The organism is Microbacterium sp. DT81.1 (assembly GCF_049844955.1).
Taxonomy (GTDB): domain Bacteria; phylum Actinomycetota; class Actinomycetes; order Actinomycetales; family Microbacteriaceae; genus Microbacterium.
Window position 1 is genome coordinate 241,717 of the sequence record NZ_JBNCMA010000002.1, and the last position, 26,840, is coordinate 268,556.

Genomic DNA, 26,840 nt, shown 5'->3' on the forward strand with positions numbered 1-26,840 from the left:
CGCGGCGCTGCCCGGCTCACAGCGCTGCCCCGGCCTACTCCGGCCGGAGGCGAAGCTCCTGCATCCCGCCGTCGACGGCTATCGACGTGCCCGTCGTCGAACCGGAGCGCGGACTGGCCAGGTACGCGACGGCGCCGGCGACCTCGTCGGCGCTCACCAGGCGGCCGTGCGGCTGCCGGGCCTCGAGGGCCCGGCGCTCGGCATCCGGATCGGATGCGGAATCGAGCAGCCGGCCGATCCACGGCGTGTCGGCGGTGCCCGGATTGACGGCGTTCACCCGGATGCCCTCCCGCAGGTGGTCGGCCGCCATCGCGCGCGTCATCGCGAGCACCGCGCCCTTCGTGGCGGAGTACAGCACCCGCTGCGGGAGGCCGGCGGTGGCGGCGACCGACGAGGTGTTGACGATGGATGCCGCGGGGGACAGGCGCAACGCGGGGAGCGCGGCCCGGGTGACGCGCACCATGCCGACCACGTTGATGTCCCAGACGCGATGCCACTCGTCGTCGTCGTTGGCCCCGACATCGCCCTGGGCGCCGATCCCGGCGTTGTTGACGATGATGTCGATGCGGCCGAACCGTTCCAGCACGGCGGCAACGGCGGCACGCACCGAATCGTCGTCGGAGACGTCCGCGGCGACGGCGAGGTCGGCGTCGGCGGTGTTCGACACGTCCCGGTCGAGCACCGCCACCGTCGCGCCATCCGCGCGCAGCCGGCGCACGATCGCCGCCCCGATGCCCGACGCGCCGCCCGTGACGATCGCCACAAGGTCCGTGAACTCGGTCATTCCGCCTGCTCTCCGGGGCCGGTCGGCCCGCTCTGCTCAATACGTGGCGCGTCCGCCGCTGATGTCGTACACGGCACCCGTGGAGAAGCTGCACTCGTCCGACGAGAGCCAGCTGACGAGCGCGGCGACCTCTTCGGCCGTGCCGACCCGGCCCATCGGGATGAGCGACGTGATGTGCGCGAGCACCTCAGGGGAGGTGGTCGAATTCATGGGGGTCTGAATGACGGCCGGAGCGATCGCGTTCGTCAGGACGCCCGTCTTCGCCAGCTCCTTGCCGAGGGACTTGGTGAGGCCGATCACCGCCGCCTTGCTCGCCGAGTACGCCGACAGGTTCGGGTTGCCGTCCTTGCCGGCCATGCTCGCCATGCTGACGATGCGTCCCCAGCCGGCCTCGATCATCCCCGGCACGACGGCCCGGGTCACGGTGAAGAGCCCGTGCACGTTGACGTCGAACGTGCGACGCCACTCCTCGAGCGACACCTCCCAGAGCGGCTTGTTCGGACCCACGATGCCCGCGCTGTTGATGAGGATGTCGACCGGCCCGATCTTCGCGACCGCCACCGCGACGGAAGCGGGATCGGTGATGTCGAGCGGCACGTCGGCCTCGGGCGAGAGGTCGAACGTCACGACCTCGACGCCGTCGGCGCGCAGCCGAGCCGCACAGGCGGCCCCGAGGCCGCTCTGTCCGCCGGTGATGAGCGCGCGCCTCAATGCGACTCCCGGCTGACCGGGGCTCCGCTGGAGCCGACGAGGAAGTCGAGATCCGCTCCGGTGTCGGCCTGCATCACGTGATCGACGTAGAGCTTCGCCCACCCGCGCACCGGCGCCGCATAAGCCGCCTCTGCGGCGGGCGTCTGACGGCGCGCCCGCAGCTCCTCATCGGAGACCTCCATGTGCAGTGAGCGGCCTTCGACATCCACGCGGATGAGGTCTCCCGTCCGCACGAGCGCCAGCGGTCCACCCGCGGCGGCCTCGGGCGCCACGTGCAGGATGACGGTGCCGTACGCGGTTCCGCTCATGCGGGCGTCGCTGATGCGCACCATGTCGCGCACCCCCTGCTCGAGCAGCTTGCGGGGCAACGGCATGTTGCCGACCTCCGGCATGCCCGGGTAGCCACGAGGACCGCAGCCGCGCAGCACCAGCACCGAGTCGGCCGTCACGTCGAGGTCGGGATCATCGATCCTCGCGCGCATGTCTTCGACGCTCTCGAACACGACCGCCGGCCCGACGTGCTGAAGCAGGTGCGAGGTGGCGGCCGCCGGCTTGACGATGGCACCCTGAGGCGCGAGGTTGCCGCGCAGCACGGCGATCCCCGCGTCGTCCATCAGCGGGGCCGACCGGGGGAAGATCACCGTGTCGTCGAACACCGGATGACCGTCGAGGTAGTCCACCAGGGGCTTGCCGGTCACGGTGATCGGCGAAGGGCTGAGCAGGTCCTTCACCTGCTCGAGCAGCGCGAGCACGCCGCCGGCGCGGTACAGGTCGTCCATCAGGAATCGGCCGCTGGGCTGCAGGTTGGCCAGCACCGGTACCCCCGCTCCCGCGGCATCGAAGTCCTCGAGCGTGAGGTCGACACCCACGCGTCCCGCGATCGCGAGCAGGTGCACAACGGAGTTGGTCGAGCCGCCCACGGCCGCGACGGCGACGATGGCGTTGAGGAACGCGTCCCTGGTCAGGATGTCGCTCGGCTTGCGGTCCTGGGCCACCATCTCCACGATCAGGCGACCGGTGTCGTGCGCGAGCGAGAGCAGCCGTGAGTCCGGCGCCGGAGTTCCCGCGAATCCCGGGATCGTCATGCCGAGCGCCTCGGCGACGACCGCCATCGTCGACGCGGTGCCCATGGTGTTGCAGTGGCCCTTGCTGCGGATCATCGACTGCTCGGAGCGCAGGAACTGCTCCTCTGAGATCGTGCCCGCGCGCGCCTCCTCGCTGAGGCGCCAGACGTCGGTGCCGCAGCCGAGCGCCTGGCCGCGGAAGTGTCCCGTCAGCATCGGACCGCCCGGAACGACGATGGCGGGAAGATCGACGGATGCCGCGGCCATGAGCAGCGCGGGAATGGTCTTGTCGCAGCCGCCGAGCAGCACCAGGCCGTCGATCGGGTTGGCGCGGAACATCTCCTCCATCGCCATCGCCGCCATGTTCCGCCAGAGCATGGCAGTGGGCTTCACCTGCGTCTCCCCGAGCGAGACGACGGGCAGGTTGTAGGGGACTCCGCCGGCGGCCCAGACGCCCTGTTTCACCGCATCCGCCACCTCGTTCAGGTGCATGTTGCACGGCGTGTAGTCGGACGCCGTGTTCGCGATGGCGATCTGCGGCTTGGATGCGTCGAGAGCGTCCTCCGGCAGTCCGCGCCGCATCCAGGCGCGGTGGATGTACGCGTTGCGGTCGTCGCCTGCATACCAGCCGGCACTCCGTAGATGGGCACTGGGGAGATCGGCGCTGGGCAGATCGGCACTGGGGTGAGAGTTCACGCGGATCCTCGGTTTCCATCTGCTCGAATGGCGCGATAGCATTTCGAATTATGGCACACGCCGACGAAAGAGGAGAGACCCGCCCATGAGACTTGTCCGAGTGGGAGATGCCGGCTCCGAGATCCCCGGGGTGCTCCTCGACGACGACACGGTCGTCGACCTGTCCGACGTGGTGCGGGACTTCGACGAGGCGTTCTTCGCCTCGGGGGCGCTGGCCACGCTCCCGTCGGCCGTCGCCGATCGCGCGGCGAGCGGCCGCACGGAGCCGCTTGCGGGGCGCCGCCTCGGTGCGCCGATCGCCCGCCCCCATCAGATCCTCTGCATCGGACTGAACTACAGCGACCACGCCGCCGAGACGGGTCAGGAGGTTCCGTCGGAGCCCATCCTCTTCACGAAGGCGCCGAACACTCTGATCGGCCCGGACGATGACGTGCTGATCCCTCGTCGGTCGCGCAAGACGGACTGGGAGGTGGAGCTCGGCATCGTGATCGGGTCGCGGGCCTCCTACCTGGCGGACGAGGCGGAGGCAGCCGCCGCCATCGCGGGCTACGTGCTGGTGAACGACGTCAGCGAGCGGGAGTGGCAGATCGAGCGCAACGGCCAGTGGTCGAAGGGCAAGTCGGCGCCGACGTTCAACCCGGCGGGGCCGTATCTCGTGACGCCCGACGAGGTGGGCGACGTTCTCGCTCTCGATATGTGGCTCGACATCGACGGAGTGCGCCGCCAGACCGGCTCGACCGCGACGATGATCTTCAGCCCGACGTTCATCGTGCACTACCTCAGCCAGTTCCTGACCCTCGAACCAGGCGACCTGATCAACACCGGCACGCCGCCCGGTGTGGGCATGGGGCAGTCGCCGCAGGTCTTCCTGAAGGGTGGCGAGACCATGACGCTCGGCATCACACGGCTCGGAACGCAGACCCAGCGGGTCGTCGCCGACCCGACCGCCTCGGACTGATGCGCGCGCTCGTCGTCACCGGGCCCCACGCGGCCGAGGTGCAGCAGGTCGCCGATCCGGTGGCCGGCGAGGGCGAGCTGCTCGTACGGGTCGAGCGCGTCGGCATCTGCGGCACCGACGTCGAGCTGTACACGGGCGAGATGGCATACATCCCGCAGGGCTTCACGCATTTCCCCATCCGCCTGGGACACGAGTGGACCGGCAGGGTGATCGGCACCGGATCGGCCGCCGACGAGAGCTGGCTCGGTCAACGGGTCACCGGCGACACGATGCTGGGCTGCGGCCACTGCGAGTACTGCAGCGCCGGCGTCCACCACGTCTGCCCCGACCGCTTCGAGGTCGGCATCCGCGACGGTTGGCCCGGTGCGCTCGCCGAAAAGGTGCTGGTGCCGACACGGTTCGCGCACGCGGTTCCGGAGCATGTGAGCGTTGCGGCCGCCGCACTGGTCGAGCCCGGTGGCAACTCGCTGCGGGCGGTGCAGGCCGCCGCGCTCCGGCGGGGCGACTCCGTGCTGGTGCTGGGCTCGGGCACGATCGGCCTGCTGGCGGCGCAGTTCGCCCTCGCCGCCGGTGCCGACGTGCACGTCGCAGGGGTCCGGGAGGACTCTCTCGCCCTGGCCGCGTCTCTCGGCGTGCCGCACACCTCGCGCCTCGATGAGCTCGATTCTTCGCCCGACAGCAGGTTCGACGCCGTCATCGATGCCACGAGCCTCCCCACCAGCCCGGCGCTCGCCGTCCGGCTGACCAAGCCCGCGGGTCGCGCGGTCTTCATCGGGCTGTCGGAGACGCCCAGCGTGCTCGACACGCGGGAACTGGTGCTCAAGGACGTCTCCGCGATCGGCATCCTCTCGGCCTCGCCGGGACTGGCGGGGGCGATCGAGAGCTTCGCCGACGGATCCGTCGTCCCGGACGGGATCGTGAGCGAGGTGATCGCGCTCGAAGACGTGCCGTCGCGCTTGGAGGGGCACCGCGGCGCGGGCGCGAAGGCCGGACCCAAGGTGCATGTCGACCCCCGGCTCCGTCCGCACTCCCCATGAACAGGAACGAGAACCTCAGCGAGCCCGGCGAGGAGAGACTGGTCGGGGCGGACCGCGTGATCGCGGTGCTGACCGAGCTCGCCGAGCACCCCACCGGCGTCACGCTCGATGAGCTCGCCGGCATCCTGCGCAGCACCAAGCCGACCGTGCACCGCGCCCTTGCGACGCTCCGCCGTGCGGGACTGGCCGACCTCGTGGGGCGGGGTGTCTATGTGCTCGGCGACGAGTATCTGCGCCTGGCGTTCCGCAACCTCGACGGCCGTCCCGAGCACGCCCGCATCCAGCCCCTGCTTCTGGATCTCGCCGACCGATTCAGCGAGACGGCGCACTACGCCGTGCTCGCCGGAGGAGACATCGTGTACCGGGCCAAGATGGACCCGCCACGGGGGGCCGTGCGCCTCACCTCGGTGGTCGGTGGCCGCAATCCCGCGTACTCCACAGCCGTCGGCAAGGCGCTGCTGAGCGGCAGGCTGCGCTCCGTCGCCGAGGTGGCGGAGTGGTTCGGAGAGCTGCCCCTCGAGCGGAAGACCGCTACGACCCTCGTCACGGCGGACGAGCTGCACAGGGAGCTCGAGCTCACCCGCGCTCGGGGCTTCGCCGTCGATGATCAGGAGAACGAGGTAGGGGTGAACTGTGTCGCGCTCCCTGTATTCCTGCAGGGCTCGGCTCTGCCCTCCGGTGCCATCAGTGTGAGCGCGGTCTCTTTCCGCTGCCCGCTCGATCGGCTGGTGGCCGCGGTGCCGGTCATCCGCGAGACGATCGAAAGCCATCTCGGCGCCGGCGCCGTGCGCTGAGTGGACACCCGAAGTGATCTACGGACTTGTAGAACCTAGCGAATATCGATATCTTTCTATCGAAACACTACCTAGGAGTCTCGATGGGAAAACTGACGATCCTCGCGCTGCGCGTCGTCATCGCGCTGGCACTGGCGGGCTCGCTGCTCGTGCAGGTCGTGATGATGCCGGTCATCTGGGCCGATCTCGAAGGTGCGGAGCAGTGGATGCGCGTCGCGTTCGTCGTCCTGCTGGTGCTGTTCATCGTGACCCTGCAGGTCAGCGCGGTCTGCATCTGGCAACTGCTGACGATGGTGCGGCGCGGCTCGGTGTTCTCATCCGCCGCCTTCCGCTACGTCGACGTGATCATCGGCGCCGTGGCAACGGCATCCGTTGTCATCTTCTTGATCGCGGTGCTGCTCGCCCCCGGTGACGCGGCGCCCGGCATCGTCGGCTTGATCTGCGGCGCGTCGCTCGTGACCGCCGGCATCGCGCTTCTCGTGCTCGTGATGCGGATGCTGCTCGCACAGGCGGTCGCGCGGGAGACCGAGGCGCGGCAGCTGCGCACCGAGCTCGACGGGGTGATCTGATGCCCATCGTCGTCGACATCGACGTGATGCTGGCGCGGCGCAAGATGGCCGTCGGGACACTCGCGGAACGGGTCGGACTCAGCCCGGCGAACATCGCGGTGCTGAAGAACGGGCGCGCGAAGGCCGTGCGGTTCACGACCCTCGAGGCGCTGTGCGCGGTGCTGGAGTGCCAGCCGGGCGACCTGCTGCGCTGGGAGCCCGATGGAGCGGGCGAATCGCACAGCTAGCGCGCGCGGCGCCACTCGCTCTGCGTGAGGTGCGAGCCGCCGTGCGGGCCCATCAGCAGGATGCCGCCGTCCACCAGGTACGACGCTCCTGTGACGTACGACGCCGACGGTGACGCGAGGAAGGCGATCACAGCGGCCACCTCCCGGGCGTCGCCGGGTCTGCCGAGCGGGATCCCAGGGCGGTCGATCTTCGTCGTGTCCACGTCCTCGGCTCCCGTCATCGGCGTCGCGATCTCGCCCGGCGCGACGGTGTTCGCCGTGATGCCGTGGTGGCCCAGCTCGAGCGCCAGGGTCTTCATCAGGCCGCCGAGGCCGTGCTTGGCTGCGTCGTAGGCCGCGAAGCCGACGCGCGGCTGGTACTCGTTGATGCTCGTGACGGCGATGAGCCGGCCGCCGTTACGGCCCTGCACGAGGTGCCGGGCGGCCTTCTGCAGGCACACGAACGCCCCGTCGAGGTCGATCGCGATGGTGCGTCGCCACTGCTCCCGTTCGAGATCGACGAAGCGTTGGCTCTCGACGGTGCCCGCATTGTTGACGAAGACATCCAGGCCGCCGAGTCGCGCGATCAGGTCGTCGATCACCGCCCCGCACGACTCGGGGTCGCTCGCGTCGAGCCGGGCGAGCACCGCTTCGCCTCCGTGCGAGCGCACCTCGGCGGCGGTTTCGTGGGCGCCCTTCTCGTCGGCGTACCACGTGAAGCCCACGTCGCAGCCGTCGGCGGCCAGAGCCACGGCGGTCGCCCGCCCGATGCCCGAATCGGCCCCCGTCACGATCGCGCGCCTGCGGTGTTGTGTCGTCACGGAGAAAGCGTGGTGCGGCTACCCGGATGCCGGGAGGCGGTTGACACCGCGGGATGCCGATGGCAAGGCCGTTGACCGGTGTCGGTGGCCGGAGGTAGACGTGGATCATGAACGAATCCGTGCAGAACTGGCTCGACCGCTACCTCGTCGCCTGGGGCTCGAACGACCCCGACGACATCCGTGCGCTCTTCACCGAGGACGCCACCTACGCCGGCGGGCCCTTCGATCCCGAGCCCTGGATCGGCCGCGAGGCGATCGTGGAGGGCTGGCTCGCCCACCGCGACGAGCCCGGCTCGTGGACCTTCGAGGGCGTTCCGCTCGTCTACGCCGACGGGGTCGGCATCGTGCAGGGCCGCACCGACTACGCCGACGGTGACGTGTACGCCAACCTCTGGGTCATCGGCCTGGCCGACGACGGGCGCGCGCATTCCTTCGTCGAGTGGGCGATCGAGCCGGGACCGGTCTGGAAAGACCAGGAGTAGGCACCGCTCAGGCGGTCCCGTCGGCCGTGCTCGCCGGCATCCGTCGCATGGGAACGTGCGGGATGTCGTCTTCGACGTACTCGTCACCGCTGGCTGCGAAGCCGAAGCGGGCGTACCACGCCGACAGGTGAAGCTGGGCGTCGAGGTCGATCGGCAGCTCCGGGTGCGCTTGGATGCAGTGGGCCACGGCGCGATGCATCAGCTCGACCCCGACCCCGCGACCGCGCGCGCTCTCCGACGTGGCGACGCGGCCGATGCGCGAGGCGCTCGCGTCGGTCAGGATGCGCAGCGTGCCGATCACGTCGCCGTCGGACTCGGCCCACATCAGGAGGGCACCGGGCTCGATGTCCCGGCCGTCCAGCTCTTCGTAGGCCGCTCGCTGCTCGACGACGAACACCCGCACGCGCAGCCACAGGATGCGGTAGAGCGTGACGGCATCGATGTCGGCGAGCGGGGCCAGCCGGTAGTTCACGGTCACCGCTCCACGGTACAGGCGGCGACGGCGGCCGCTCGTGGTCTGGGCGCGCGCTGGAGGGGCATCCGCTGTCCTACATCGCGGCGGCGATGTAGGAGTACTTGACGAAGACCTCGGGCGCGAGCCCTGCCTCATCGAGCAGTCCCTGCACCGCGGTGAGCATGTACTTCGAATCCCAGCCCATGTAGATGAAGTGGGCGTCATCGATGGCATCCCATTGGCCGTTCCAGGCCTGGGCTTCATAGATCGGACCCCCGCGGCGCCCGCTGTAGGCGACGACCGTCTCGTGGGCGTCGGCCCAGAGGCGCTTGAAGATGCGGTTGAAGAGCGCCTTGACGTCGTGCACCTCCCAGTGCTCGCCGCGGTACTCGACGTACTCGAACTCGCGATCCCAGCCGCGCGGCCATCCTCGGCGGCGCTGCGCGTCGAGGACGGGGGTCAGTCCGTCGTCGTCGATCCCGACCGCGGCCGGGCGGGCCCAGATCTTCAGGAAGGCCTGAGTCAGCCGTACGGTGCGCTCGGCGATCGCCGAGGTGCTCCACGCCGGAATCTCGGCGAGCTCCTTGGTGGGGCCCACCGCGCTGCGCACGTAGACCGCGCGCTTCTCGGGGTGCGAGGCGTCGAAGGCACGTTCCGCCAGCGGCTGCTCGAGCAGGGCGACGTTGCCAAGGGTCTGCGCGAGGGCCCGGAAGGCGTTCTGCTCGTCGTCGGTGAAGTCCGTCCACCGGCGCTCGCCGTCCGGGCTCCAGTCGTCGGCCGGTGCGAGCGGGAAGACGTACTCGAGCTCGAGCGCGCCGAGTGCCTCGACATCGGCGAGGCGACCCAGCACGTAGGCGGCGTGGGGAAGATCGCCGTACTTGAGGGCCACGCGCACGCGCTCGTCCGACGGCGTGATGCGCGCGATGGCGCGCGCCAGGCTCTCGGGACCCTCTTCGCGTGCCCGGCACATTCGGGCCACCAGCCGGTCGTTGCTGAGGCCCACCACCGTGCGCCGCAGCAGCAGCGCCTGCACGTGCTCGAGGGTGCCGATCAGGGTGGCCCTGTCTTCGGCGCCGCGAGCGTGGTCGCGGTAGGCCCGCATCACGAGCGGATACATCCCGCGGCCGAAGGTGTTGACATAGGCCAGCTGACGCCCGATCTCCGCGTCATCCGCCGTCGACGGCTCGAGCAGCGTGCGGTAGACCGCGGAATACTCGCGCCACTCGGCGGCGTGCGCGCGCAGCGTCTCGAAGTCCAGCCGCGGGAACTGCTGGCGGAACGCTCCATAAACGCCGTGCTCGCCCGCGACGGCCACCTCGCGTCCGGTCGACATCACGAGGTAGTGACGCCAGAAGCCGCCGATCTGCTCGCCGGTGTTCTGCTCGATGGGCAACCAGTACGAGTCCTCGATCTCGCTCTGCTCGGCGTGCGAGAGTCCCATCAGCACGTAGTTGTGGATCAGCTCGTGATCGCGCAGGGGCTCCCCGGTCGAGTTCAGGCTCTCGAAGATCTGCTGGGCGTTCGCCCCCGCGCCGAGCGTGATGGCGACGTGCTCCAGCTTCTGCAGCCCGCGCCAGATGCGGGGGGCCTCATCGGCGAGCACCTGGCTGCGGAAGAAGGCGTAATTGTCGTCGAAGCGCGAGTCGCGCAGCTCGTCGCCCGCGTCCCGGCGGTCGAGCACGACGCTCTCGAAGACCTGTGCCCACGCGCGGTGCGGCCGGAGCTTGGTGCGGGTTCCGGGGTTGTTCGTGTCGGTGCCGTTCGGGTCGTTGCCGTTCGTGTCGCTGCCGGCGCCGGTGCCGTTCGTGTCGGCGCCGTTCGGGTCGTTGCCGTCGCCGTTGCCGTCGGTGTGCACGAGCACCCTCCCGAGGTGCGCTGCCAGCTCGGCGTCGTGATCCTTCACGGTGTGGTGCAGCGCCGCGATCAGCAGCATGAGCGTCGTGATGCGCTGCTGGCCGTCGATGAGCACGAGCTCCGGAGCGGCCCCGGCGCTGCTCGTGGTGGACAGCACCGATCCGATGAAGTGCATGTGCCGGTCATCCGAGTCGGCGACCGCACGGATGTCGGCGAGCAGCTGCTCGCATCCGCCGATGTCCCAGCGGTACTGGCGCTGGTAGACGGGCACGACGATCGTGGTCTCCGCAGCCGACAGCCAGGCGATCGTGTTGACCGCGGTCGCGTCGATGTTCGTGGCACTCGCCATAGTCTCGCTTCGCCCCTCGGAACGCTGTGTGTCGTGACGCGCGAGCATCCCACAGACGACGCCGCACTCGGCCGAAGACCGCCGGAGGCTCCGATTTTACCGTGCGGCCCGCTGCGGCCCGCGCAGCGACGCCGTTCCCTGGGCGCGCAGCAGGCCCGAGGTAGGCTTACCTAAGTTGGGCCTGTTAAAACGTGCTGGCCCCCCTACGAAAGGCATGATTCGCATCATGGGTTACATCAAGTCTGCAGCGCTCGAGGAGACCGGCTTCGTCGTCCTCGACCGCTACAACCAGGAGCTCGACCCCAAGGAATGGCTCGATATCGAGTACAACGACTGGAAGTCCTCGGGCGACACCCGCTTCGCTCCGCTGGCCAGCTTCGCCGGCGAGATCGAGTGCAACGGCTTTTGGAACCACAAGCCGCCCCGCACCGACAAGGGCGGCGTCTGGATCGACTCGCAGGTCGAGAAGGCCCCGAACCTCACGCGCCGCGCCCAGGAGCCCGGCTCCGACGTGGGTCGCTGCCGGGTCATCGAGCTGCAGCCGAACACCTACGCGGACTGCCTCTACAACCTGCACCAGGACGACAACAACCGCCTGAACCCCGACGGCACCGGCTGGGTGGTCCGCGGATTCTTCAACCTCACGGACGACAAGGACAGCTTCTTCGTCCTGCGTGAGAACCGCACCGACCCGAGCATCGAGTACCGCATCGCCCTGCCGGCCGGCGCGCAGCTCATCATCGACACGCAGCGCCTGTGGCACGCGGCCGCGCACTACGGCACGGAGCCCCGGTACTGCCTCATCACGTCGTGGACGTCCGGGCCCGAGCTCGACGCCTACATCGAGAAGTACCACGGCAACCCGCGCACCGAGCAGTTCGAGGTGTCGCAGGAGGTGCTGGATGCCGGACAGGCCGAGCAGGCCCGCCGCGACGCCGCACGCGCCGCGTACTACGCCGCAAAAGGACAGTCGGAGAAGCTCGCGATGAGCGAGGCCTGAGCCTCAGCTCCCTGCAGAAGGCCCCGGTCGATCGACCGGGGCCTTCTGGTTTCCCCGCCGGGCGGTGGGGACCGACGTCGGGAGGCACAGCGGCGGGGAGGATTCCCGGGGTTCTGCGTGCACAACGGCGGGGATTCTCCGCGACACGCCGCGCCGCGGCATCCGTCCTCGGCGTGTCGTCGACGATGTCCGCCGTTGTGCTCGTGAGTCGCGTGTGTCCCGGTTTCGGCGAGGTGTGGGCCGGCCCAGCCGATCGCCCGCCGATCGCCCAGAACCAGCCACGAGTCCGGAGTTCGGCGTGCACAACGGCGGGGATTCTCCCCGACACGCCGTGCGGTGGCATCCGCTCCCGGCGTGTCCCCCCCCGATCTCCGCCGTTGTGCTCGTTGATCCCGGGGAGGGGAGTGAGTGGAGTTGTTGTGACCCGTGTCGGCCTGCCCGGCCGATCCGGCGGAGCCGGACTCACGACTTCCGGGGTTCTGCGTGCACAATGGCGGGGATTCTCTGCGACACGCCGTGCGGTGGCATCCGCTCCCGGCGTGTCGCCCGCGATCTCCGTCGTTGTGCTCGTAACTCGGGGAGCGGCCGCCGCGGGCTGCGCTGACGCGCGAACGCGCTACGCGATCGCGCCCGCGTTCTCCGGCCGGCCCGCCTGCAGACGTGCATCCACGGCGCGCGCCGAGAACGTCTGGTCGATCACCATGTGCGTCGCGCCGTGGATGGCCGCGTCGGTGCCGAGGGCGCTCGTCGCGATGAACAGCTCGCGGGTCGCGAGCGGCACGGTGCGCTCGAACACCCGGTCGCGCACCGCATCCACGAGCACGGACGACTGGCCCGCCATGATGCCGCCGATCACCAGGACGGAAGGGTTCAGCAGCGCCACCGACGTCGCCAGCACATCGCCGAGCATGCGGCCCGCCCGCTCGGTGAGCGCGACCGCGCGCGGATCGCCGCCGGCGACGAGACGGCTCACTTCGGCGGCGGATGCCACGTCCCGGCCCTCTTCGCGGAGGGTGCGGGCGATCGATCCGCCGCTGGCTTCGGTGGCGAGGCAGCCGTACGCGCCGCACGTGCAGCGGTGGGCATCCGGACTGTCGTTGACGCGGATGTGCCCGATGTCGCCGGCCCCGCCTGCGATGCCGCGCTCCGGCTGGCCGTGCAGGATGATGCCGGCGCCGATGCCCGTGCCCACCTTGACGAAGAGCAGGCTCGGCGCATCGGGGTACCGCTGGCGGGCTTCGCCGAGCCCCATCAGGTTCGCGTCGTTGTCGACGAAGACGGGGATGCCCAGGTGTGCCCCCAGCGCATCGGCGATCGGAAAGTCGTGCCATGCCGGCATGAGCGGCGGGTAGTTGGGGCGCTGGGAGGAGAACCGCACCGGCGCGGGGATGCCGACGCCCACGCCGACGACCTCCGAGAGCGGCCGCCCAGACCGCTGGATGAGCTCCGTCAGCTTCCGGGCGAGACCACGGAACGTCACCTCGGGCGCGAGCGAGATGTCGATCTCGGCTTGCGCCTTCATGATGACCTGGCTGCCGGCATCCAGCAGCGCGAGATTGGCGTGCGTCGCCCCGATGTCGACGGACAGCACGAGCTGCCGAGCCTCGTCGAAGGAGAGGATGCGGGCGGGGCGCCCCGTCGACGCGGCCGCCTGCCCGGACTCGCGGACGAATCCCGCGGCGATGAGCTGCGACATCCGCAGCGCAAGAGTGGAGCGGGACAGGCCCGTCTGCTCCTGCACGTCCCGGCGGGTCGTGGCCCTGCCCGACCGCACGAGCTCCAGGATCTCGCCGGCGCTCGCGCTTGCGGAGGTCGGTGACACGCTCACTCAGCCCTTCTCGGCTCCGGCCGTCAGCCCGCCCGTCAGCAGGCGCTCCGTCAGGAAGAACAGGATGATGATCGGGACGGTGAGCACGACGGACCCCGCCATAAGAACAGTAGTCGGCACTTCGATGCTCCCGGACAGCTGCGCGAGCCCCAGCGAGACGGTCCAGAGGGGGCGCCTGTCCACGAGGAACAGCAGGGCGAACAGGAACTCGTTCCACGCGATCATGAAGACGAAGAGTCCCGTCGCCATGACAGAGGGCGTCGCCAGCCGCAGGGTGATGCGGCGGAGGACGCCGACCCGGGACAGCCCGTCCATCAGTCCTGCCTCTTCGATGGACACCGGAACGGTCTCGAAGTAGTTGCGCAGCATGTAGATGGCGACCGGCACCGTCTGCGCCGTGTAGACGAGGATCAGTCCGACGAGCGATCCGCGCAGCCCCAGACGCGTGAAGATCACGAACAGCGGGATGGCGATGACGATCGCCGGGAAGAGGTACGTCGCCAGGAACAGGGCGCTCACCTGGCGGCGGCCGAAGAACGGCAGCCGCGCGATGGCGTACGAGCCGGGGATCGCGATGAGCAGGGCGAGGATGACCGAGGAGATGGCGACGATCGCGCTGTTGCCGAGGAAGGTCAGGAACCCCTGGCCCCCCTCCGAGACGGGAGCCAGGACCGTGCGGTACGTGTCGAGCGTGAGCTCGCTGAGCGACGGCGGGAAGAACGTCCCCGGGTTGCGCAGCAGGCTCTCGATCGGGCGGATCGACAGGATCGCCATGTACGCGAAGGGCACCAGCACGGCGATCAGGAACAGGGCGATCGTGACCCAGCGCAGGACGGCGAGGAACGTGCGCTGACGGCCGGAGCCCGGTGGCCGCCGGCGCTTGGGCGCGCGGGCGGCGACTTCCTCCGCCATGACGACGGTGGCTGTGGCGGTCATACTTTCTCTCCCCTACGGCGCATGAGCAGCAGATAGAACGCGAGCATCAGGATGAGCAGCACGGCCATGACCATGGACATCGCGGATGCCGCGCCGACGTTGCGCTGAACCGTGAGCAGTTCGAAGATGCGCACGCTCGCCACCTCCGTGCCGGCGGCACCGCCGGTCAGGAGGAAGATGTCGTCGAACTCGTTGAAGGTCCAGATCGTGCGCAGCACGGCGAGCACGCCGATCACCGGAACGAGCTGCGGCCAGATGATGTAGCGGAACGTCTGGAAAGGGCCGGCGCCGTCGACCAGGGCGGCCTCCTCCGGCTCGCTGGAGAGGGCCTCCAGCCTCGCCATGATGAACAGGAACGCGAACGGGAAGTACCGCCAGCCCTCGAAGACGATGACCGTCAGCAGGGCCGTCGGCACCGGGATCTCGAGGCCGAAGACGTCCCATGTGCCCGAGGCCTGGGTGAGGAACGGGATGGGCCGCTCCCACCCGAGCACGTTCTGCCCGAACTGGTTGACGATGCCGAACTCGGGGTTCAGCATGATCCGCCAGACGAACGTGACGGCGACCACCGGCGCGACGTACGGCAGGAGGAACGCGGCCCGCACCAGTGTGCGGCCACGGAACGGCCGCCGAACGACGAGCGCCGCGATGAGGCCGAAGAAGATGACGAGCACGACCGATCCCGCGGTGTACACGATCGTCGTCCACAGACTCTCCCAGAGGGCACCGTTCGCGAAGACGACCCGGAAGTTGTCGAGCGTGAAGTTGCCGAACGGGTTGGCCGTGCCGATCTGGATCAGCTTCACGTTCTGGAACGCGAGCAGCACCGACCAGATCAGCGGGACGAGCACGACCGCGACCACGATGACCAGCGTCGGGGTCATCAGCCAGACGCCGGTGCGGGCGTCGCGCTGGGTGAGGGTCCGCCGTCTGGCGGTTCGGGCGGCGGGCTTGCGGCCCGCCGGATCGGGCGATGTCGTGGCGGTCGAAGCCGGCTCGAGGTTCGTTGGCGTTGCCATGTTGTTCTCCCGCGGTGCGGCCCGCGACCCCGCCGGGCGCCCCGCCCCCCCCCGAAACGCCGCGGGCTGCCATGAATGGGGGTGGCGGCTCGGCCCCCCCGGGGGCGGGCGCCCGGGGGGGGTGGGTGGGGGGTTGCCCTTTGTGGGCCCGCGGGGCGCCCCCCGGCCCCCCGCCGGGCCCCCCCGCACCCCGGCTACAGGCCGAGGTCTCCCTTGATGGCGTTGGCCTGCTCGGCCGCCTGGCGGGCGCCGTCCTCGGCGCTCACGCCGCCGTTGATGGTCTCCGAGAGCACGCTGGGCATCACGAACTGTCCGCCGACCGCGCCCGCGAGCGCGCCCTGGCCCTGGGGCAGGCCCCAGCGGCTGAAGGTGCTGGGCGCGTCCACCACCGTCTGCAGCACTTCCTCGCCGTAGATGGAGGAGAGGAGCGCCTTGGTGTCGACGCCCGCCTCGAGCTCCTTCCAGCCGTCGGTGAACTCGGAGGGGTTGTCGGCCGTGCCGAGGCGCGTCGGCATCTTGCCCTCGGGGGCGAGTGCCAGCCAGTCGAGGTACCCGTCGCCCATCACGTATTCGATGAGGCCCTGGGTCTCGGACGAGGCTCCGCTCAGCACGGCCCACGACACGATCTCCCCGAACGATGCGGGCTCGCTGCCACTCGGACCCTCGATGGCGCTGACGATGCCGGTGTTCTGCGCGAGGTAGGCGGGGTCCGTGCACTCGGGGCAGGTCGGCAGGGCGTCGTTGCGCAGGCCCGCGAGCTCGTCGAGCAGGAACGAGGACCACACGATCATCCCCGCGCCGCCGCTGAAGTACGTGGCGCGCGTGGTGTCGGCATCCTGGTTGCCCTCCACCGACCCGTCGGTGATGAGCTTCGTATAGAAGTCGATCGCCTCGACGCACTCCGGGCTCTCGAGCGTGACCTCCCCGGAGTCATCGACCAGCTGGCAGTCGTTCGCGAGCGCGAAGTGCTCGAACGTCTGAGCGGTGAAGGAGTCGGCCGGTGCCGTGGCGGCGACGATGCCCGCGACCGCGGGGGACTGCAGCGTGGTCGCCGCTTCGGCAATGGTCTCGTAGGTGGTCGGCGCCTCGAGCCCGGCCTGCTCGAACAGGTCCGTCCGGTAGTAGAGCAGCTGGGCCCATCCATCGCTCGGAACACCGAGCTGCGCGCCGTCGGCGTTCTGCGTCAGCTCGAGCGCCCGCGGTGAGAAGGTGTCGGCACCCAGCTCGCCCACGATGTCATCGGCGGCACTCGCGTCGAGCACCCCGTCGGTCTCGAGCTGGTTGAGCCCGTTGAGGGAGACGGCCGCGATGGCGTCGGGCAGTTCGTTGGATGCCGCGGCCGAAGCCAGCACGGTGGCCAGCTGGTCCTCGGCGAGCGCCACGAGTTCGATCTCGACGCCCGCCTCCTCGGAGTACGCGTCGAGGATCGCCTGCTGTGCCTGGACGCGCTCGGCGACGTCTTCGACGGTCCAGATCAGAATGCTGTCGTCCGTCTCCTCGCCGCCGCCGGCGGAACAGCCGGTCAGCAGCAGGGCGGTGGCGGTGAAGGTGGCGGTGACGCCTGCGCGGACAGTGCGCATGGTCTCTTCTTTCGGTAGCCGGATCGAGGTCCCGCCGGGGGCGGAGCACGCCTGGTCATCATCGACTCGGATCCACAACCATGGAGCGCTGCCGCCATTGAAGCACCCCTTTATGTCCGACCACAAGACTAAATCTAAAGACGAGGACTTGCGCGCGCGTCGAAACGGTCTTATTTATGTCCTATTTCTGGATGAACGCTTGTCGGTGACATCGCTTTGGGCATACTGTGGCGACCGACAGGATGAGAGGTGAGCCGATGGGCTTGCGCGTTACGTTCCCCGAAGCACGGAGGGTGTCCGTCGTCGAAGACCCCGATCCCGCTCTCCGCGCGGAGGAGGTGCGCGTTCGCACCCTGTACTCGGGGATCTCCGCCGGCACGGAACTGACCGCGTATCGCGGTACGAGCCCGCATGTCACCAAGCAGTGGGATGCGGCGTCCCGCCTCTTCAGCGACGGTGCGGCGGAGCCCGCCTTCCCCGTGACGACCCTCGGCTACGAAGAGGTGGGCGAGGTCGTGGAGGTCGGGGCGTCGCACGATGGGGTAGCCGTCGGAGATCGCGTGTGGGGCACGTGGGGGCACCGCAGCTCCGCCGTGCTCGACGGCGCGCAGGCGGCCGCACGGGTGCTTCCGCCCGACGCCGACCCGCGCATCGGCATCTTCTCGCACATCGGCGCGGTGGCGGTCAACGCCGTGCTCGACGCCGACATCCACATCGGCGAGACCGTGGCCGTCTTCGGCCTGGGCGTTCCGGGCCAGCTGGTGGCGCAGCTCGCGCGGCTCAACGGCGGGCGTGTCGTTGTCGTGGACGGCATCGAGAGCCGCAGGAACCTCGCTCTCTCGCTCGGCGCGGAACTCGCCCTCGACCCGCGGGAGGGCGTCGCCGAGCGGATCCGCGAGCTCACGGACGGTCGCGGTGCCGACGTGGCGATCGAGATCAGCGGCAACGCCCGTGCCCTGCACGAGGCCATGCGATCCGTCGCATACAACTCCCGCGTCGTCGTCGCCGGATTCATCCAGGGCGATGCCGTCGGCCTGCGTCTCGGCGAGGAGTTCCACCACAACCGGGTGCAGCTCGTGTGCTCGCAGATCTCCGGCTCGTCGCCATCGCTCAGCCATCGATGGGACAGACTGCGGCTCAACCGCACCGCCCTCGGCCTGGCGGCGGAGGAACGCCTCGACGTCACGGCGCTCATCACCCACACCATCACGCTGGACGGCGTCGCGGAGGCATACCGGATGCTCGATGAGACGCCGCAGGAAGCGCTGCAGGTCGTTCTCGATCTTCGGGAGGACCCCTCATGAGCCCCATCAACGCCGTGTGCGTGCAGGAACAGGTGCTGAAGGGAGACACTCTCGAGGAGAAGTGGGACCTCGCACAGTCGTGGGGGTACGACGGCATCGAACTGCGCGGCCAAGGGGAGCGCGCGCTCTCGGCCCGCCTGCCCGACCTGCAGCGGGCGCTCAGGGCAGGAGTGCACATGCCGACGGTGTGCGTCGAGATGAGCCACTTCATCGGCGCGTTCGACGACGACCTGCGCCGGGATGCCGTCGCCCAGATGTCCGATCAGCTGCGCGTCGTCGCCGCCCTGGGGGGCCGCGGGGCGATGACGCCCGCATCGTGGGGCATGTTCTCCCGCCGGCTGCCGCCGTTCGAGCCGCCGCGCACCCCCGAACAGGACACGCAGGTGCTCGTCGACTCACTCGGCGCGCTCGGCCGCGTCGCGGAGCAGGAGGGCGTGAGCGTCTATCTCGAGCCCCTCAACCGCTACGAGGACCACATGGTCAACACGCTGGCCGACGCCGCCCGCCTGATCCGGCTGATCGGCCTCGACTCCGTGCGGATCGGTGCGGACACGTACCACATGAACATCGAGGAGGCAGATCCCGCTGCGGCCCTCATGCACGCCGGTCCGCTGATCGGGCACGTTCAGGCCAGCGACTCGAATCGGCTCGAACCCGGCGCCGGCCACATCGACTGGGCGCTGTTCGGCGCCACCGTGCAGGCGATCGGCTACACCGGTCCCATCGCCATCGAGAGCCGCCTGTCCGGGCCGGCCGACGCGGTGCTCCCCGCGGTTCCGGTGCTGCTTCGGCGGTACTTGTGAGCGTGGGGACTGCGTCCGCGCGCACAGCGGGCTGTACGAGTGAACGGCGGGCTGCACTCATGAACGGCGGGCTGTACGCATGAACGGCGGGCTGCACTCATGAACGATCTGGCGATCGCGGCCGCCACGCGGGTGCTGGCGGAGAACTGGCGCGGTACGTACACCGTTCCCGCCGCAGGCCTCTACCCGCACCAGTGGAGCTGGGACTCGGGCTTCATCGCGATCGGTCTTCGTCATATCTCGCCCCGCCGCGCGCAGCAGGAGCTGGATTCGATCCTCAGCGCGCAGTGGGACGACGGGCGCCTTCCTCAGATCGTCTTCAATCCGCGCCTGGACGTCCAGTACTCGCCCGGGCCGTCCTTCTGGCACAGCGAGCGCATCCCGGGCAGCCCCGTGGTGCCGACATCCGGCCTGATCCAGCCGCCGAATCACGCGCTGGCCGTGCTGCTCGTGCACGAGGCCGACCCCGAGACCTCGGCTCGGCGGCGGTTCCTGGAGCGCGCCTACCCGGCGCTGCGCGCCTGGCACGACTACCTCGCCGACCGTCGCACCGGAGCGTCAGGTCTCGTGCACGTCGTGCACCCGTGGGAGAGCGGGATGGACAACTCGCCGTTCTGGGACGGCCCGCTGGCTCGCATCGGCGAGTCCTACGAGGGCGACATCCCTCGGCCGGACCTGGCGCATGCCGACGCGGGCCATCGGCCGTCGAACGCCGAATACGGCAAGTACCTCTACCTGGCCGCCCGATACCGCGACCACGACTGCGATGACCGCGACGATGGCTACCCGTTCGTGCTCGAGGACCCCGCCGTCAACGCGCTCTTCATCCGGTCGGAGTGGGCGATGACACGGATCGCGGAGCTGCTCGGCGAGGATCCGCAGCCCCATCGGAGCCGGGCCAGGGCGCTCGGGGAATCGCTCGACTCCCTGTGGGACGACCAGCTCGGATGCTATGTCGCCCGCGACGTGATCGCCGGGCGGCACGAGCGCTTTCGCACCGTCTCGGGCCTCCTCCCGCTGCTGGTGCCCGAGCTCCCGCGCACGGAACGGCTGCTCGAGACGCTGCACTCGCCGCACTTCGGACTCGGGTCGGCAGCCCTCGTGCCGAGCCATGACCTGACGGCGCCCACCTTCGACTCCGCCCGCTACTGGCGTGGGCCGTCGTGGTTCAACACCGCCTGGCTCATCGCCGAAGCGCTCTATGAGCGCGGCTACGACGATGCGGCGCGCGACCTGTCCAGCCAGATGGCCGATCTCGGCCTCGGTCACGACTTTCCGGAGTACGTGGACCCGCACACCGGCGAACCGCGGGGAACGATGAAGTTCAGCTGGACCGCGGCGCTGAGCCTGGACCTCTTCGAACGCCTTCACAGAAGCGGAGAGACCGCATGACGCTGCGCATCCTCGTCTAGAACCGAGGACCCCCTGCCGGCTACGCCATGTCGGGGTCGAAGTACGACGAGGACTCCGAACGCTCGACCGGCTGCGCCAGCGACGGCAGAAGCCGGCGTGCGCGGCGATCGAGCTCCGCGATCACCGCCGGGTCGGCGCCCACCTCGTCCGCGTCGGGAGCGGGGGTGGAATAGAGCTGGCTCGCGGGCCCGATCAGCAGCTCCGCCTGCGAGGGCTGGCCCTTGTCGTCTATGACGGGCACCACGATGACATCGGACGTCTTCGCCTCGGCAAGCGCGCTGGCGTAGCGCATCACCGCTTCTCCGATGGCGTCGGCCATCAGGATCCTGTCTCCGGTGTAGTGCAACTCGAGCATGCACCCATCTTTCCGGCTCGATGCGGAGCCGAGAAGGGGGTTGCAGAACGGCCAAGGGCGTCCTAACCTCCGAGGTCGCCCCTTCGCCGCACCGCCCCTCGCGCCGATACAGTTGGGGCTCACGAACCGCACCCGGCCGTCCGCGCGAAAGTGGCTGTGGTGTGCGCGGCCGGGCACACATGAGGGACGACGAATGCTGCAGGCGATCGGTCACATGCTTCCGATCGCGATCGCCGTCGCCCTCAGCTCGGTGCCGATCCTGGCGACCATCGTCATCCTGCTCTCGCCCAAGAGGCAGCAGTCGTCTGTGCCGTTCCTCATCGGCTGGGTGATCGGGATCGCGGTGGTGCTCGTCTTCTTCACCCTGACCGCCCAGCTCCTGCCCGCGTCGCGATCGCCGAGGCGCCCGGACACGGTCATCGGCACCCTCGAGATCGTCGTCGGCGCGGCCCTCATCGCGATCGCCGTGTTCGAGTGGGTCCGCGCTCGCCGGCATCCCTCCACGACCATGCCGAAGTGGCTGAGCGCGGTGGACTCGTTCGGGCCATGGGCGGCATTCGGCGTGGCCCTGCTGCTGAACGTGCGCCCGAAGGCGCTGCTTCTGGCTATGGCGGCGGCGCTCGCGCTGCGCGGCGACGGGCTCACGCCGGCCGGCTCGATCGTGCCGATCCTGGTCTACACCCTCGTGGGGTGCTCCACCGTGGCGATCCCCATCATCATGACGATGGCGCAGCCCGAGAAGATGGCGCCGCGGCTCGTGTCGATGAAGGACTGGGTGTCGCGCAACATGAAGTCCGTGACGGCCGTCATCCTGCTCCTGATCGGCGTCGCCATCATCTGGACCGGCGTCGCCCGGCTCTGACGCGCAGCAGGGGCGGACGCGTACGCCTCGACGATTCACACGGTCTCGGGCTGATAGCGTCGCCCGATGGAACGAACTCGGTGGGCGGTCCTCGGACCCGGTGAGATCAGTGGCTTCTTCGCGCGGGCGCTTCCGCGTTCGGAGCACGGCGTGCTGCACGCCGTCGGCAGTTCGGATGCGGGACGCGCGGAGGCGTTCGCGTCCAGATACGGCGCCCCCGTCCACGGCACGTATGACGACGTGCTGGCCCGCGACGACGTGGATGCCGTCTACATCGGCACCGTGCACACCGGTCACGCGCCCCTCGCGATCGCGGCGCTGGAAGCAGGCAAGGCGGTCCTCTGCGAGAAGCCCGTGACCCCGACGGCGGCGGCGACCGCTGAGGTGCTCGCGGCGGCCGAACGCTCGGGCCGGCCGTTCGTGGAGGCGTTCAAGCACAGCTTCGGGCCGCTCGCCCGGGAGCTGCGGACCGTCGTCCAGAGCGGGGAGATCGGTGAGCTCGTCAGCATGGAAGCGGCTTTCGGATTCGCGGCCGGCGAGCACACCGGCCGGCTCTTCGATCCGGCGCTCGCGGGTGGGGCGATCCTGGATGTCGGCGGCTACCCCGCATCCCTCGCCGTCGCTGTCGCCCGGTGGGCGGACCGGGGCGAGCCGGTGCTGGTCTCTGCGGAGGGCACCATCGGCCAGACCGGGGTGGATGTCGAAGCCGTCGCGGTCGCGGACTTCGGCGGCTTCACCGCGACGCTTCGCACGGCCATCGTGACGGCGATGCCCGAGGAGGCGACCATCGTCGGCACGCGCGGCAGCATCCACGTGCCCGATGTGTGGGGATCCCGCGAGGAGAGCCCGGCCCGCGCGACGGTGCGCGGCGACTCGGGCGAGCGGGTGATCGAGGTGGAGCCGGTCGATCCATTCGCCGCGGAGGCGGACGCGGTGTCGCTCGCGCTCGCGGAGGGCCGCCGAGAGGTGCCGGAGGTGCCGTGGGCGTCGAGTGCCGCGATCTCCCGGATTCTCGACGAGTGGCGCGCCCGGCTCGGTTGACGCGCCCGTGGGCGATCGCGGGAGGTAACAGGCGATCGACGAAATGGACGCCGCCCCCGTCGCCGCCCTACGGTGATCGGTATGACGAGCAATTCCTCGGACCGACCTCGCCCTGGCGCCGGGCTCCTCACGGTCGGTGAGACGATGGCGCTCGTGACGCCGGCAACCGGTCACAGACTTGTCGACGCCGAGGATTTCCACCTCGACGCCGGCGGAGCGGAGTCGAACGTCGCCGCCCACGTCGCCGCGCTGGGGTATCCGGCGCGATGGTTCAGCCGGCTGGGAGACGACGCCCTCGGCCGGCGGGTCGCGGCGCAGCTGGGGCGAAGGGGAGTCGATGTCTCCACGGTCGTGATGGATGCCGCACACCGCACCGGCGTGTACTTCAAGGACCCGGGCAGCGGAGTCCTCTACTACCGGTCCGATTCGGCGGCCTCGCATCTCTCCCCGGCCGACGCCGACCTGCTCGCCCTCGACGGAATCGGCATCCTGCACGTCTCGGGCATCACCGCCGCGATCTCCGGCTCGGCGGCGTCCTTCCTCGACAGCGCCATCGGGCGCGCTCGCGAGGCGGGCGTGCTGGTGAGCTTCGACGTGAACGACCGGCGCGCGCTGTGGGATCCCGCCACCGCGGCCGGAGCGCTCGCCGCACTCGCGCGAAGGGCCGACCTCGTCTTCGTGGGCCGCGATGAGGCCGAGGGACTCTGGGGCACCGAACGAGCGCGGGACGTGCGGGCGCTGTTCCCCGACATCCCCGAACTCGTCGTCAAGGACGGCGAGGTGGGCGCCACGGTCTTCGCCGGCGGCCTGGAGATCTTCGAACCGTCGTTCTCGGTGCAGGTCGTCGACGTCGTCGGCGCGGGCGACGCCTTCGCCGGCGGGTACCTCGCCGCCGTGCTGGCCGGCGCCCCGCACGAGAAGCGCCTGCGCGCCGGCCATGGCCGGGCGGCCCTCACACTGCAGACCACGGGAGACTTCATCGACGAGAGGATCGGAAGATGACCGACAGCACGACCGCATGGTTCGACGAGGCATTCGCTGATGTTCCTCTCATGGCGATCCTGCGAGGCATGGGGGTGGAGCGCTCCGTCGCCCTCGCCAGGACGGCCTGGGATCTCGGCATCGATTCCGTGGAGCTTCCCCTCCAGACGCCGGAGGACGAGGCGGCGCTCCGCGAGGTCGCGCGCGTCGGCGCGGAACGCGGCAAGGTCGTCGGTGCCGGAACGATCATCTCCGTCGAGCAGATCGACGTGGCGAATCGCGCGGGAGCCCGCTATCTGGTCTCACCCGGACTCGACCCGGCGATCGTGCGCGCGGCCCAGGACGCCGGCATCCCGATCCTGCCCGGGGTGGCGACGCCGAGCGACGTGCAGCTCGGGCGTTCGCTCGGTCTGACGTGGCTGAAGGCCTTTCCCGCCCAGTGGCTGGGCGTCGACTGGTTCCGGCACCTGCGCGGTCCCTTCCCCGACGTGCGCTTCGTCGCGACGGGCGGCATGGATGCGAACAACGCGGGGGACTTCCTCGACGCGGGCGTGAGGGTCGTGGCGGTGGGCTCGGCCCTGGAGGATCCCGCCCAGCTCGAGCGGCTCGCGACCCTGCTCGGCGCGCGGCGGGTGTCGCGCTGAGCCGGGACTGACCCCGAGCGGCGCGTCCCTGGCCGCGCCGGGCGCCTCCGCCTCGGCGCCCTCCATTGGGCGCGGCCTCCACTGGCGCGGCCTCCACTGCTCGGCTTCGTGGCTTCGCTTCGTGGCTTCGCTTCGTGGCTTCGCTTCGTGGGTCGCTCTCCTGGCTCGCTCGTCCCTATCTGCTGGTCGCGCAGGTCCGCACCCGCATTTTGCGCCGAGTCGGCGGTGGTGTTCGCCGCGCTGCGTCTCGGGCTCCGTCTCTGGGCGCTGCTCCCAGGCGGAATAGCCTCGACCCTGCGAAGCTTGTCTTGAAGAACGGATGCCGCGGGCACCTGCTGCCGCGCCGTTCCCGAGAGGCTTTCACCATGACCACAAACGCATCGACCGCCGGCACCCGCACCGGGCCGCTGTCAGGCGCGGCCCGCACGGACGCCCTCCTCGGGGATGCCCTCCTCGGCGATGCCGCCCGCACGGATGCTCCCCGCACGGACGCTCCCCGCACCGATGCCCGCATCGCGGATGCCCCCCTCACGGATGCCGAGGTCCACCGGATCCGCGCGGACTTCCCGATCCTCGCCACCCGGATGAGCGGCCACCCGCTGGTCTATCTGGATTCGGCGGCCACATCCCAGAAGCCCCGCGCCGTGCTCGATGCGGAGCGTGCGTACTACGAGGGCGCGAACGCGGCCGTGCACCGCGGGGCGCACACTCTCGCCGCCGAGGCCACCGAGCTGTTCGAAGACGCCCGGAGCGCGGTCGCGCGGTTCGTCGGCGCGGCCGAGGACGAGATCGTGTGGACCTCCAACGCGACCGAAGCCATCAACCTCGTCGCGTACGGCTTCTCGAACGCGAGCGTCGGACGTGGCGGCGAAGAGGCCCGCCGGTTCCGGCTCGGCCCGGGCGACGAGCTCGTCGTCACCGAGATGGAGCACCACGCGAACCTCCTGCCGTGGCAGGAGCTCGCGGCGCGCACGGGCGCGACCCTCCGGTTCATCCCGATCGAGGACGACGGCTCGCTGCGACTCGAGAGCGCTGCCGACGTGATCAACGACCGTACGAAGCTCCTTGCGTTCACCCACGTCTCCAACGTGCTGGGCCTGATCAATCCCGTCGACCAACTCGTGCGTCGTGCCCGCGCCGTGGGCGCGCTCGTGCTGCTCGACGCGTGCCAGTCGGCGCCGCATCTTGCGCTCGACGTGAAGGCCCTCGACGTGGACTTCGCGGTCTTCTCCGGGCACAAGATGCTGGCTCCCACCGGGATCGGTGCGCTGTACGGCCGTCGGGAGCTGCTCGCCGCCCTGCCGCCCTTCCTCACCGGGGGCTCCATGATCACGACCGTGACGATGACCTCCGCCGAGTACATGCCTCCGCCGCAGCGGTTCGAGGCCGGCACCCAGCGCGTGTCGCAGGCGATCGCGCTCGCCGCCGCCATCGGCTACCTGGACGGCGTCGGCATGGGCCGGATCGCCGCGCACGAACACGAACTGGGCCGGCGCCTGGTCGACGGGCTCGCGGCTCTTCCGGGTGTCCGCGTGCTCGGCGCGGATGCCCGCGCCCCCCGGGTGGGCCTCGCGAGCTTCGATGTCGCCGGCATCCACTCGCACGATGTCGGGCAGTTCCTCGATGATCGTGGGATCGCGGCGCGCGTCGGGCACCACTGCGCGCAGCCCCTGCACCGCCGGCTCGGCATCACCTCCTCGACGAGGGCGAGCTCGTACGTCTACACGACCGGCGACGAGATCGACCAGCTGATCGAAGGCGTCGACGCGGCCACGCGGTTCTTCGGGGTGCGGTCATGAGCTCCGGTGAACTGCAGGCGATGTACCAGCAGGTGATCCTCGACCACTCCCGCACGCCCCACGGGTTCGGGCTGCGCAGCGGGCCGGCCGCCGAGTCGCACCAGGTCAACCCGACCTGCGGAGACGAGGTCACGCTGCAGGTGCACCTCGCCGCCGACGGCGCGATCGAGGAGCTGCGCTGGGAGGGCTCCGGCTGCGCCATCTCTCAGGCATCCGCATCGCTCCTGGCGGACCTCGCCGAGGGCCTGACGACGTCGCAACTGACGGAGCGCATCGGGTCCTTCCGCACCGCCATGCGCTCCCGCGGGCAGATCGAGCCCGACGAGGAGCTGCTCGGCGACGCCGTCGTGCTGGGCGGGGTTTCGCGCTACGTCGCGCGAGTGAAGTGCGCGATGCTGGCGTGGGTCGCGGCCGAGGACGCGATCGGTGCGCTGCCTTCCCACTAGCACGCACCTGGTTTTCCGCAAGGGTGGGCGCTCAGCTTGTGACGCGGTGC

At 70.0% G+C, this 26,840-nt stretch carries 27 protein-coding genes; 16 read left to right on the forward strand and 11 right to left on the reverse strand.

The window, feature by feature from the left end; translation table 11 throughout:
* Positions 1 to 34: 34 nt before the first annotated feature.
* The 3 genes from ACLQ2Q_RS06285 to ACLQ2Q_RS06295 are packed head-to-tail and all read right to left on the reverse strand — an operon-like array spanning position 35 to position 3,255.
* A complete protein-coding gene (locus tag ACLQ2Q_RS06285; protein WP_425819106.1) occupies positions 35 to 784 on the reverse strand; it encodes an SDR family NAD(P)-dependent oxidoreductase in 750 nt (249 codons plus the stop codon).
* A 36-nt stretch (positions 785 to 820) separates the two neighbouring features.
* Complete coding sequence (locus ACLQ2Q_RS06290) at positions 821 to 1,495, reverse strand: SDR family NAD(P)-dependent oxidoreductase (protein WP_425819108.1); 675 nt, start codon at positions 1,493 to 1,495, stop codon at positions 821 to 823.
* Positions 1,492 to 3,255, reverse strand: coding sequence for an IlvD/Edd family dehydratase (locus ACLQ2Q_RS06295; protein WP_425819110.1), 1,764 nt, complete (start codon positions 3,253 to 3,255; stop codon positions 1,492 to 1,494). The genes ACLQ2Q_RS06290 and ACLQ2Q_RS06295 overlap by 4 nt, the downstream gene beginning before the upstream one ends.
* A gap of 85 nt (positions 3,256 to 3,340) precedes the next feature.
* Here ACLQ2Q_RS06295 and ACLQ2Q_RS06300 point away from each other — a divergent pair, with 85 nt between their 5' ends.
* From ACLQ2Q_RS06300 to ACLQ2Q_RS06320, 5 genes are all read left to right on the forward strand, one after another.
* A complete protein-coding gene (locus ACLQ2Q_RS06300) occupies positions 3,341 to 4,213 on the forward strand; it encodes a fumarylacetoacetate hydrolase family protein (RefSeq protein ID WP_425819112.1) in 873 nt (290 codons plus the stop codon).
* Positions 4,213 to 5,250, forward strand: a complete 1,038-nt coding sequence (locus tag ACLQ2Q_RS06305; RefSeq protein ID WP_425819114.1) for a zinc-dependent alcohol dehydrogenase — start codon at positions 4,213 to 4,215, stop codon at positions 5,248 to 5,250. The genes ACLQ2Q_RS06300 and ACLQ2Q_RS06305 overlap by 1 nt, the downstream gene beginning before the upstream one ends.
* Entirely contained in the window at positions 5,247 to 6,044 is a 798-nt protein-coding gene (locus ACLQ2Q_RS06310) for an IclR family transcriptional regulator (protein ID WP_425819116.1), read from the forward strand. Before ACLQ2Q_RS06305 ends, ACLQ2Q_RS06310 begins: the two co-directional genes overlap by 4 nt.
* Positions 6,045 to 6,127: 83 nt before the next feature.
* Positions 6,128 to 6,613, forward strand: coding sequence for a DUF2975 domain-containing protein (locus tag ACLQ2Q_RS06315; protein WP_425819118.1), 486 nt, complete (start codon positions 6,128 to 6,130; stop codon positions 6,611 to 6,613).
* Complete coding sequence (locus tag ACLQ2Q_RS06320) at positions 6,613 to 6,840, forward strand: helix-turn-helix domain-containing protein (protein WP_425819120.1); 228 nt, start codon at positions 6,613 to 6,615, stop codon at positions 6,838 to 6,840. The genes ACLQ2Q_RS06315 and ACLQ2Q_RS06320 overlap by 1 nt, the downstream gene beginning before the upstream one ends.
* Here ACLQ2Q_RS06320 and ACLQ2Q_RS06325 read toward each other — a convergent pair.
* Complete coding sequence (locus ACLQ2Q_RS06325) at positions 6,837 to 7,640, reverse strand: SDR family oxidoreductase (RefSeq protein ID WP_425819122.1); 804 nt, start codon at positions 7,638 to 7,640, stop codon at positions 6,837 to 6,839. The genes ACLQ2Q_RS06320 and ACLQ2Q_RS06325 overlap by 4 nt on opposite strands.
* A 107-nt stretch (positions 7,641 to 7,747) precedes the next feature.
* Here ACLQ2Q_RS06325 and ACLQ2Q_RS06330 point away from each other — a divergent pair, with 107 nt between their 5' ends.
* Positions 7,748 to 8,122, forward strand: a complete 375-nt coding sequence (locus ACLQ2Q_RS06330; protein ID WP_425819124.1) for a nuclear transport factor 2 family protein — start codon at positions 7,748 to 7,750, stop codon at positions 8,120 to 8,122.
* Positions 8,123 to 8,129: 7 nt separating this feature from the next.
* Here ACLQ2Q_RS06330 and ACLQ2Q_RS06335 read toward each other — a convergent pair whose 3' ends face one another.
* Both ACLQ2Q_RS06335 and ACLQ2Q_RS06340 read right to left on the reverse strand, forming a co-directional pair.
* Positions 8,130 to 8,600, reverse strand: a complete 471-nt coding sequence (locus ACLQ2Q_RS06335) for a GNAT family N-acetyltransferase (RefSeq protein ID WP_425819126.1) — start codon at positions 8,598 to 8,600, stop codon at positions 8,130 to 8,132.
* A gap of 70 nt (positions 8,601 to 8,670) precedes the next feature.
* The gene (locus ACLQ2Q_RS06340) at positions 8,671 to 10,779 is read right to left on the reverse strand and encodes a DUF262 domain-containing protein (protein ID WP_425819128.1); all 2,109 of its coding nucleotides are present in this window, start codon (positions 10,777 to 10,779) and stop codon (positions 8,671 to 8,673) included.
* Positions 10,780 to 11,005: 226 nt separating this feature from the next.
* On the opposite strand from ACLQ2Q_RS06340, the gene ACLQ2Q_RS06345 reads away from it, so the two are divergent.
* Complete coding sequence (locus ACLQ2Q_RS06345; RefSeq protein WP_425819130.1) at positions 11,006 to 11,779, forward strand: hypothetical protein; 774 nt, start codon at positions 11,006 to 11,008, stop codon at positions 11,777 to 11,779.
* Between the two features lie 616 nt (positions 11,780 to 12,395).
* Here the strand turns inward: ACLQ2Q_RS06345 and ACLQ2Q_RS06350 are convergent.
* The 4 genes from ACLQ2Q_RS06350 to ACLQ2Q_RS06365 all read right to left on the reverse strand — a co-directional run bounded on the left by ACLQ2Q_RS06350 (position 12,396) and on the right by ACLQ2Q_RS06365 (position 17,142).
* Positions 12,396 to 13,607 (reverse strand): ROK family protein, encoded by a 1,212-nt coding sequence (locus ACLQ2Q_RS06350; protein ID WP_425819132.1) that lies wholly within the window; start codon positions 13,605 to 13,607, stop codon positions 12,396 to 12,398.
* Complete coding sequence (locus ACLQ2Q_RS06355) at positions 13,608 to 14,543, reverse strand: carbohydrate ABC transporter permease (protein ID WP_425819134.1); 936 nt, start codon at positions 14,541 to 14,543, stop codon at positions 13,608 to 13,610. It lies immediately after the preceding gene.
* On the reverse strand, positions 14,540 to 15,562 hold the full coding sequence (locus ACLQ2Q_RS06360) for a carbohydrate ABC transporter permease (protein ID WP_425819136.1): 1,023 nt from the start codon (positions 15,560 to 15,562) through the stop codon (positions 14,540 to 14,542). Before ACLQ2Q_RS06360 ends, ACLQ2Q_RS06355 begins: the two co-directional genes overlap by 4 nt.
* 194 nt (positions 15,563 to 15,756) lie before the next feature.
* Positions 15,757 to 17,142 carry an ABC transporter substrate-binding protein gene (locus ACLQ2Q_RS06365; protein ID WP_425819138.1) on the reverse strand — a complete coding sequence of 462 codons (1,386 nt, stop codon included), beginning with the start codon at positions 17,140 to 17,142 and terminating at the stop codon, positions 15,757 to 15,759.
* A 257-nt stretch (positions 17,143 to 17,399) separates the two neighbouring features.
* Here ACLQ2Q_RS06365 and ACLQ2Q_RS06370 point away from each other — a divergent pair, with 257 nt between their 5' ends.
* The 3 genes from ACLQ2Q_RS06370 to ACLQ2Q_RS06380 all read left to right on the forward strand — a co-directional run bounded on the left by ACLQ2Q_RS06370 (position 17,400) and on the right by ACLQ2Q_RS06380 (position 20,641).
* Positions 17,400 to 18,446: a zinc-dependent alcohol dehydrogenase gene (locus ACLQ2Q_RS06370; RefSeq protein ID WP_425819140.1), complete on the forward strand. Its 1,047-nt coding sequence runs from the start codon at positions 17,400 to 17,402 to the stop codon at positions 18,444 to 18,446.
* Positions 18,443 to 19,249: a sugar phosphate isomerase/epimerase family protein gene (locus ACLQ2Q_RS06375; RefSeq protein WP_425819142.1), complete on the forward strand. Its 807-nt coding sequence runs from the start codon at positions 18,443 to 18,445 to the stop codon at positions 19,247 to 19,249. Before ACLQ2Q_RS06370 ends, ACLQ2Q_RS06375 begins: the two co-directional genes overlap by 4 nt.
* A 99-nt stretch (positions 19,250 to 19,348) precedes the next feature.
* Positions 19,349 to 20,641, forward strand: coding sequence for an MGH1-like glycoside hydrolase domain-containing protein (locus ACLQ2Q_RS06380; RefSeq protein ID WP_425819144.1), 1,293 nt, complete (start codon positions 19,349 to 19,351; stop codon positions 20,639 to 20,641).
* A 40-nt stretch (positions 20,642 to 20,681) separates the two neighbouring features.
* On the opposite strand, the gene ACLQ2Q_RS06385 is transcribed toward ACLQ2Q_RS06380, so the two are convergent.
* The gene (locus ACLQ2Q_RS06385) at positions 20,682 to 21,017 is read right to left on the reverse strand and encodes a hypothetical protein (RefSeq protein WP_425819146.1); all 336 of its coding nucleotides are present in this window, start codon (positions 21,015 to 21,017) and stop codon (positions 20,682 to 20,684) included.
* Between the two features lie 193 nt (positions 21,018 to 21,210).
* Between ACLQ2Q_RS06385 and ACLQ2Q_RS06390 the strand changes: the two genes are divergently transcribed.
* From ACLQ2Q_RS06390 to sufU, 6 genes are all read left to right on the forward strand, one after another.
* Positions 21,211 to 21,879: a GAP family protein gene (locus ACLQ2Q_RS06390; RefSeq protein ID WP_425819148.1), complete on the forward strand. Its 669-nt coding sequence runs from the start codon at positions 21,211 to 21,213 to the stop codon at positions 21,877 to 21,879.
* A 66-nt stretch (positions 21,880 to 21,945) separates the two neighbouring features.
* A complete protein-coding gene (locus ACLQ2Q_RS06395) occupies positions 21,946 to 22,920 on the forward strand; it encodes a Gfo/Idh/MocA family protein (RefSeq protein WP_425819151.1) in 975 nt (324 codons plus the stop codon).
* Between the two features lie 81 nt (positions 22,921 to 23,001).
* Positions 23,002 to 23,922: a sugar kinase gene (locus ACLQ2Q_RS06400; protein WP_425819153.1), complete on the forward strand. Its 921-nt coding sequence runs from the start codon at positions 23,002 to 23,004 to the stop codon at positions 23,920 to 23,922.
* Positions 23,919 to 24,545 carry a bifunctional 4-hydroxy-2-oxoglutarate aldolase/2-dehydro-3-deoxy-phosphogluconate aldolase gene (locus ACLQ2Q_RS06405; protein WP_425819155.1) on the forward strand — a complete coding sequence of 209 codons (627 nt, stop codon included), beginning with the start codon at positions 23,919 to 23,921 and terminating at the stop codon, positions 24,543 to 24,545. The genes ACLQ2Q_RS06400 and ACLQ2Q_RS06405 overlap by 4 nt, the downstream gene beginning before the upstream one ends.
* Before the next feature lie 365 nt (positions 24,546 to 24,910).
* Positions 24,911 to 26,344, forward strand: coding sequence for an aminotransferase class V-fold PLP-dependent enzyme (locus tag ACLQ2Q_RS06410; protein ID WP_425819157.1), 1,434 nt, complete (start codon positions 24,911 to 24,913; stop codon positions 26,342 to 26,344).
* Entirely contained in the window at positions 26,341 to 26,790 is a 450-nt protein-coding gene (gene sufU, locus ACLQ2Q_RS06415; protein WP_425819159.1) for a Fe-S cluster assembly sulfur transfer protein SufU, read from the forward strand. Before ACLQ2Q_RS06410 ends, sufU begins: the two co-directional genes overlap by 4 nt.
* The last annotated feature ends 50 nt before the right edge of the window (positions 26,791 to 26,840 follow it).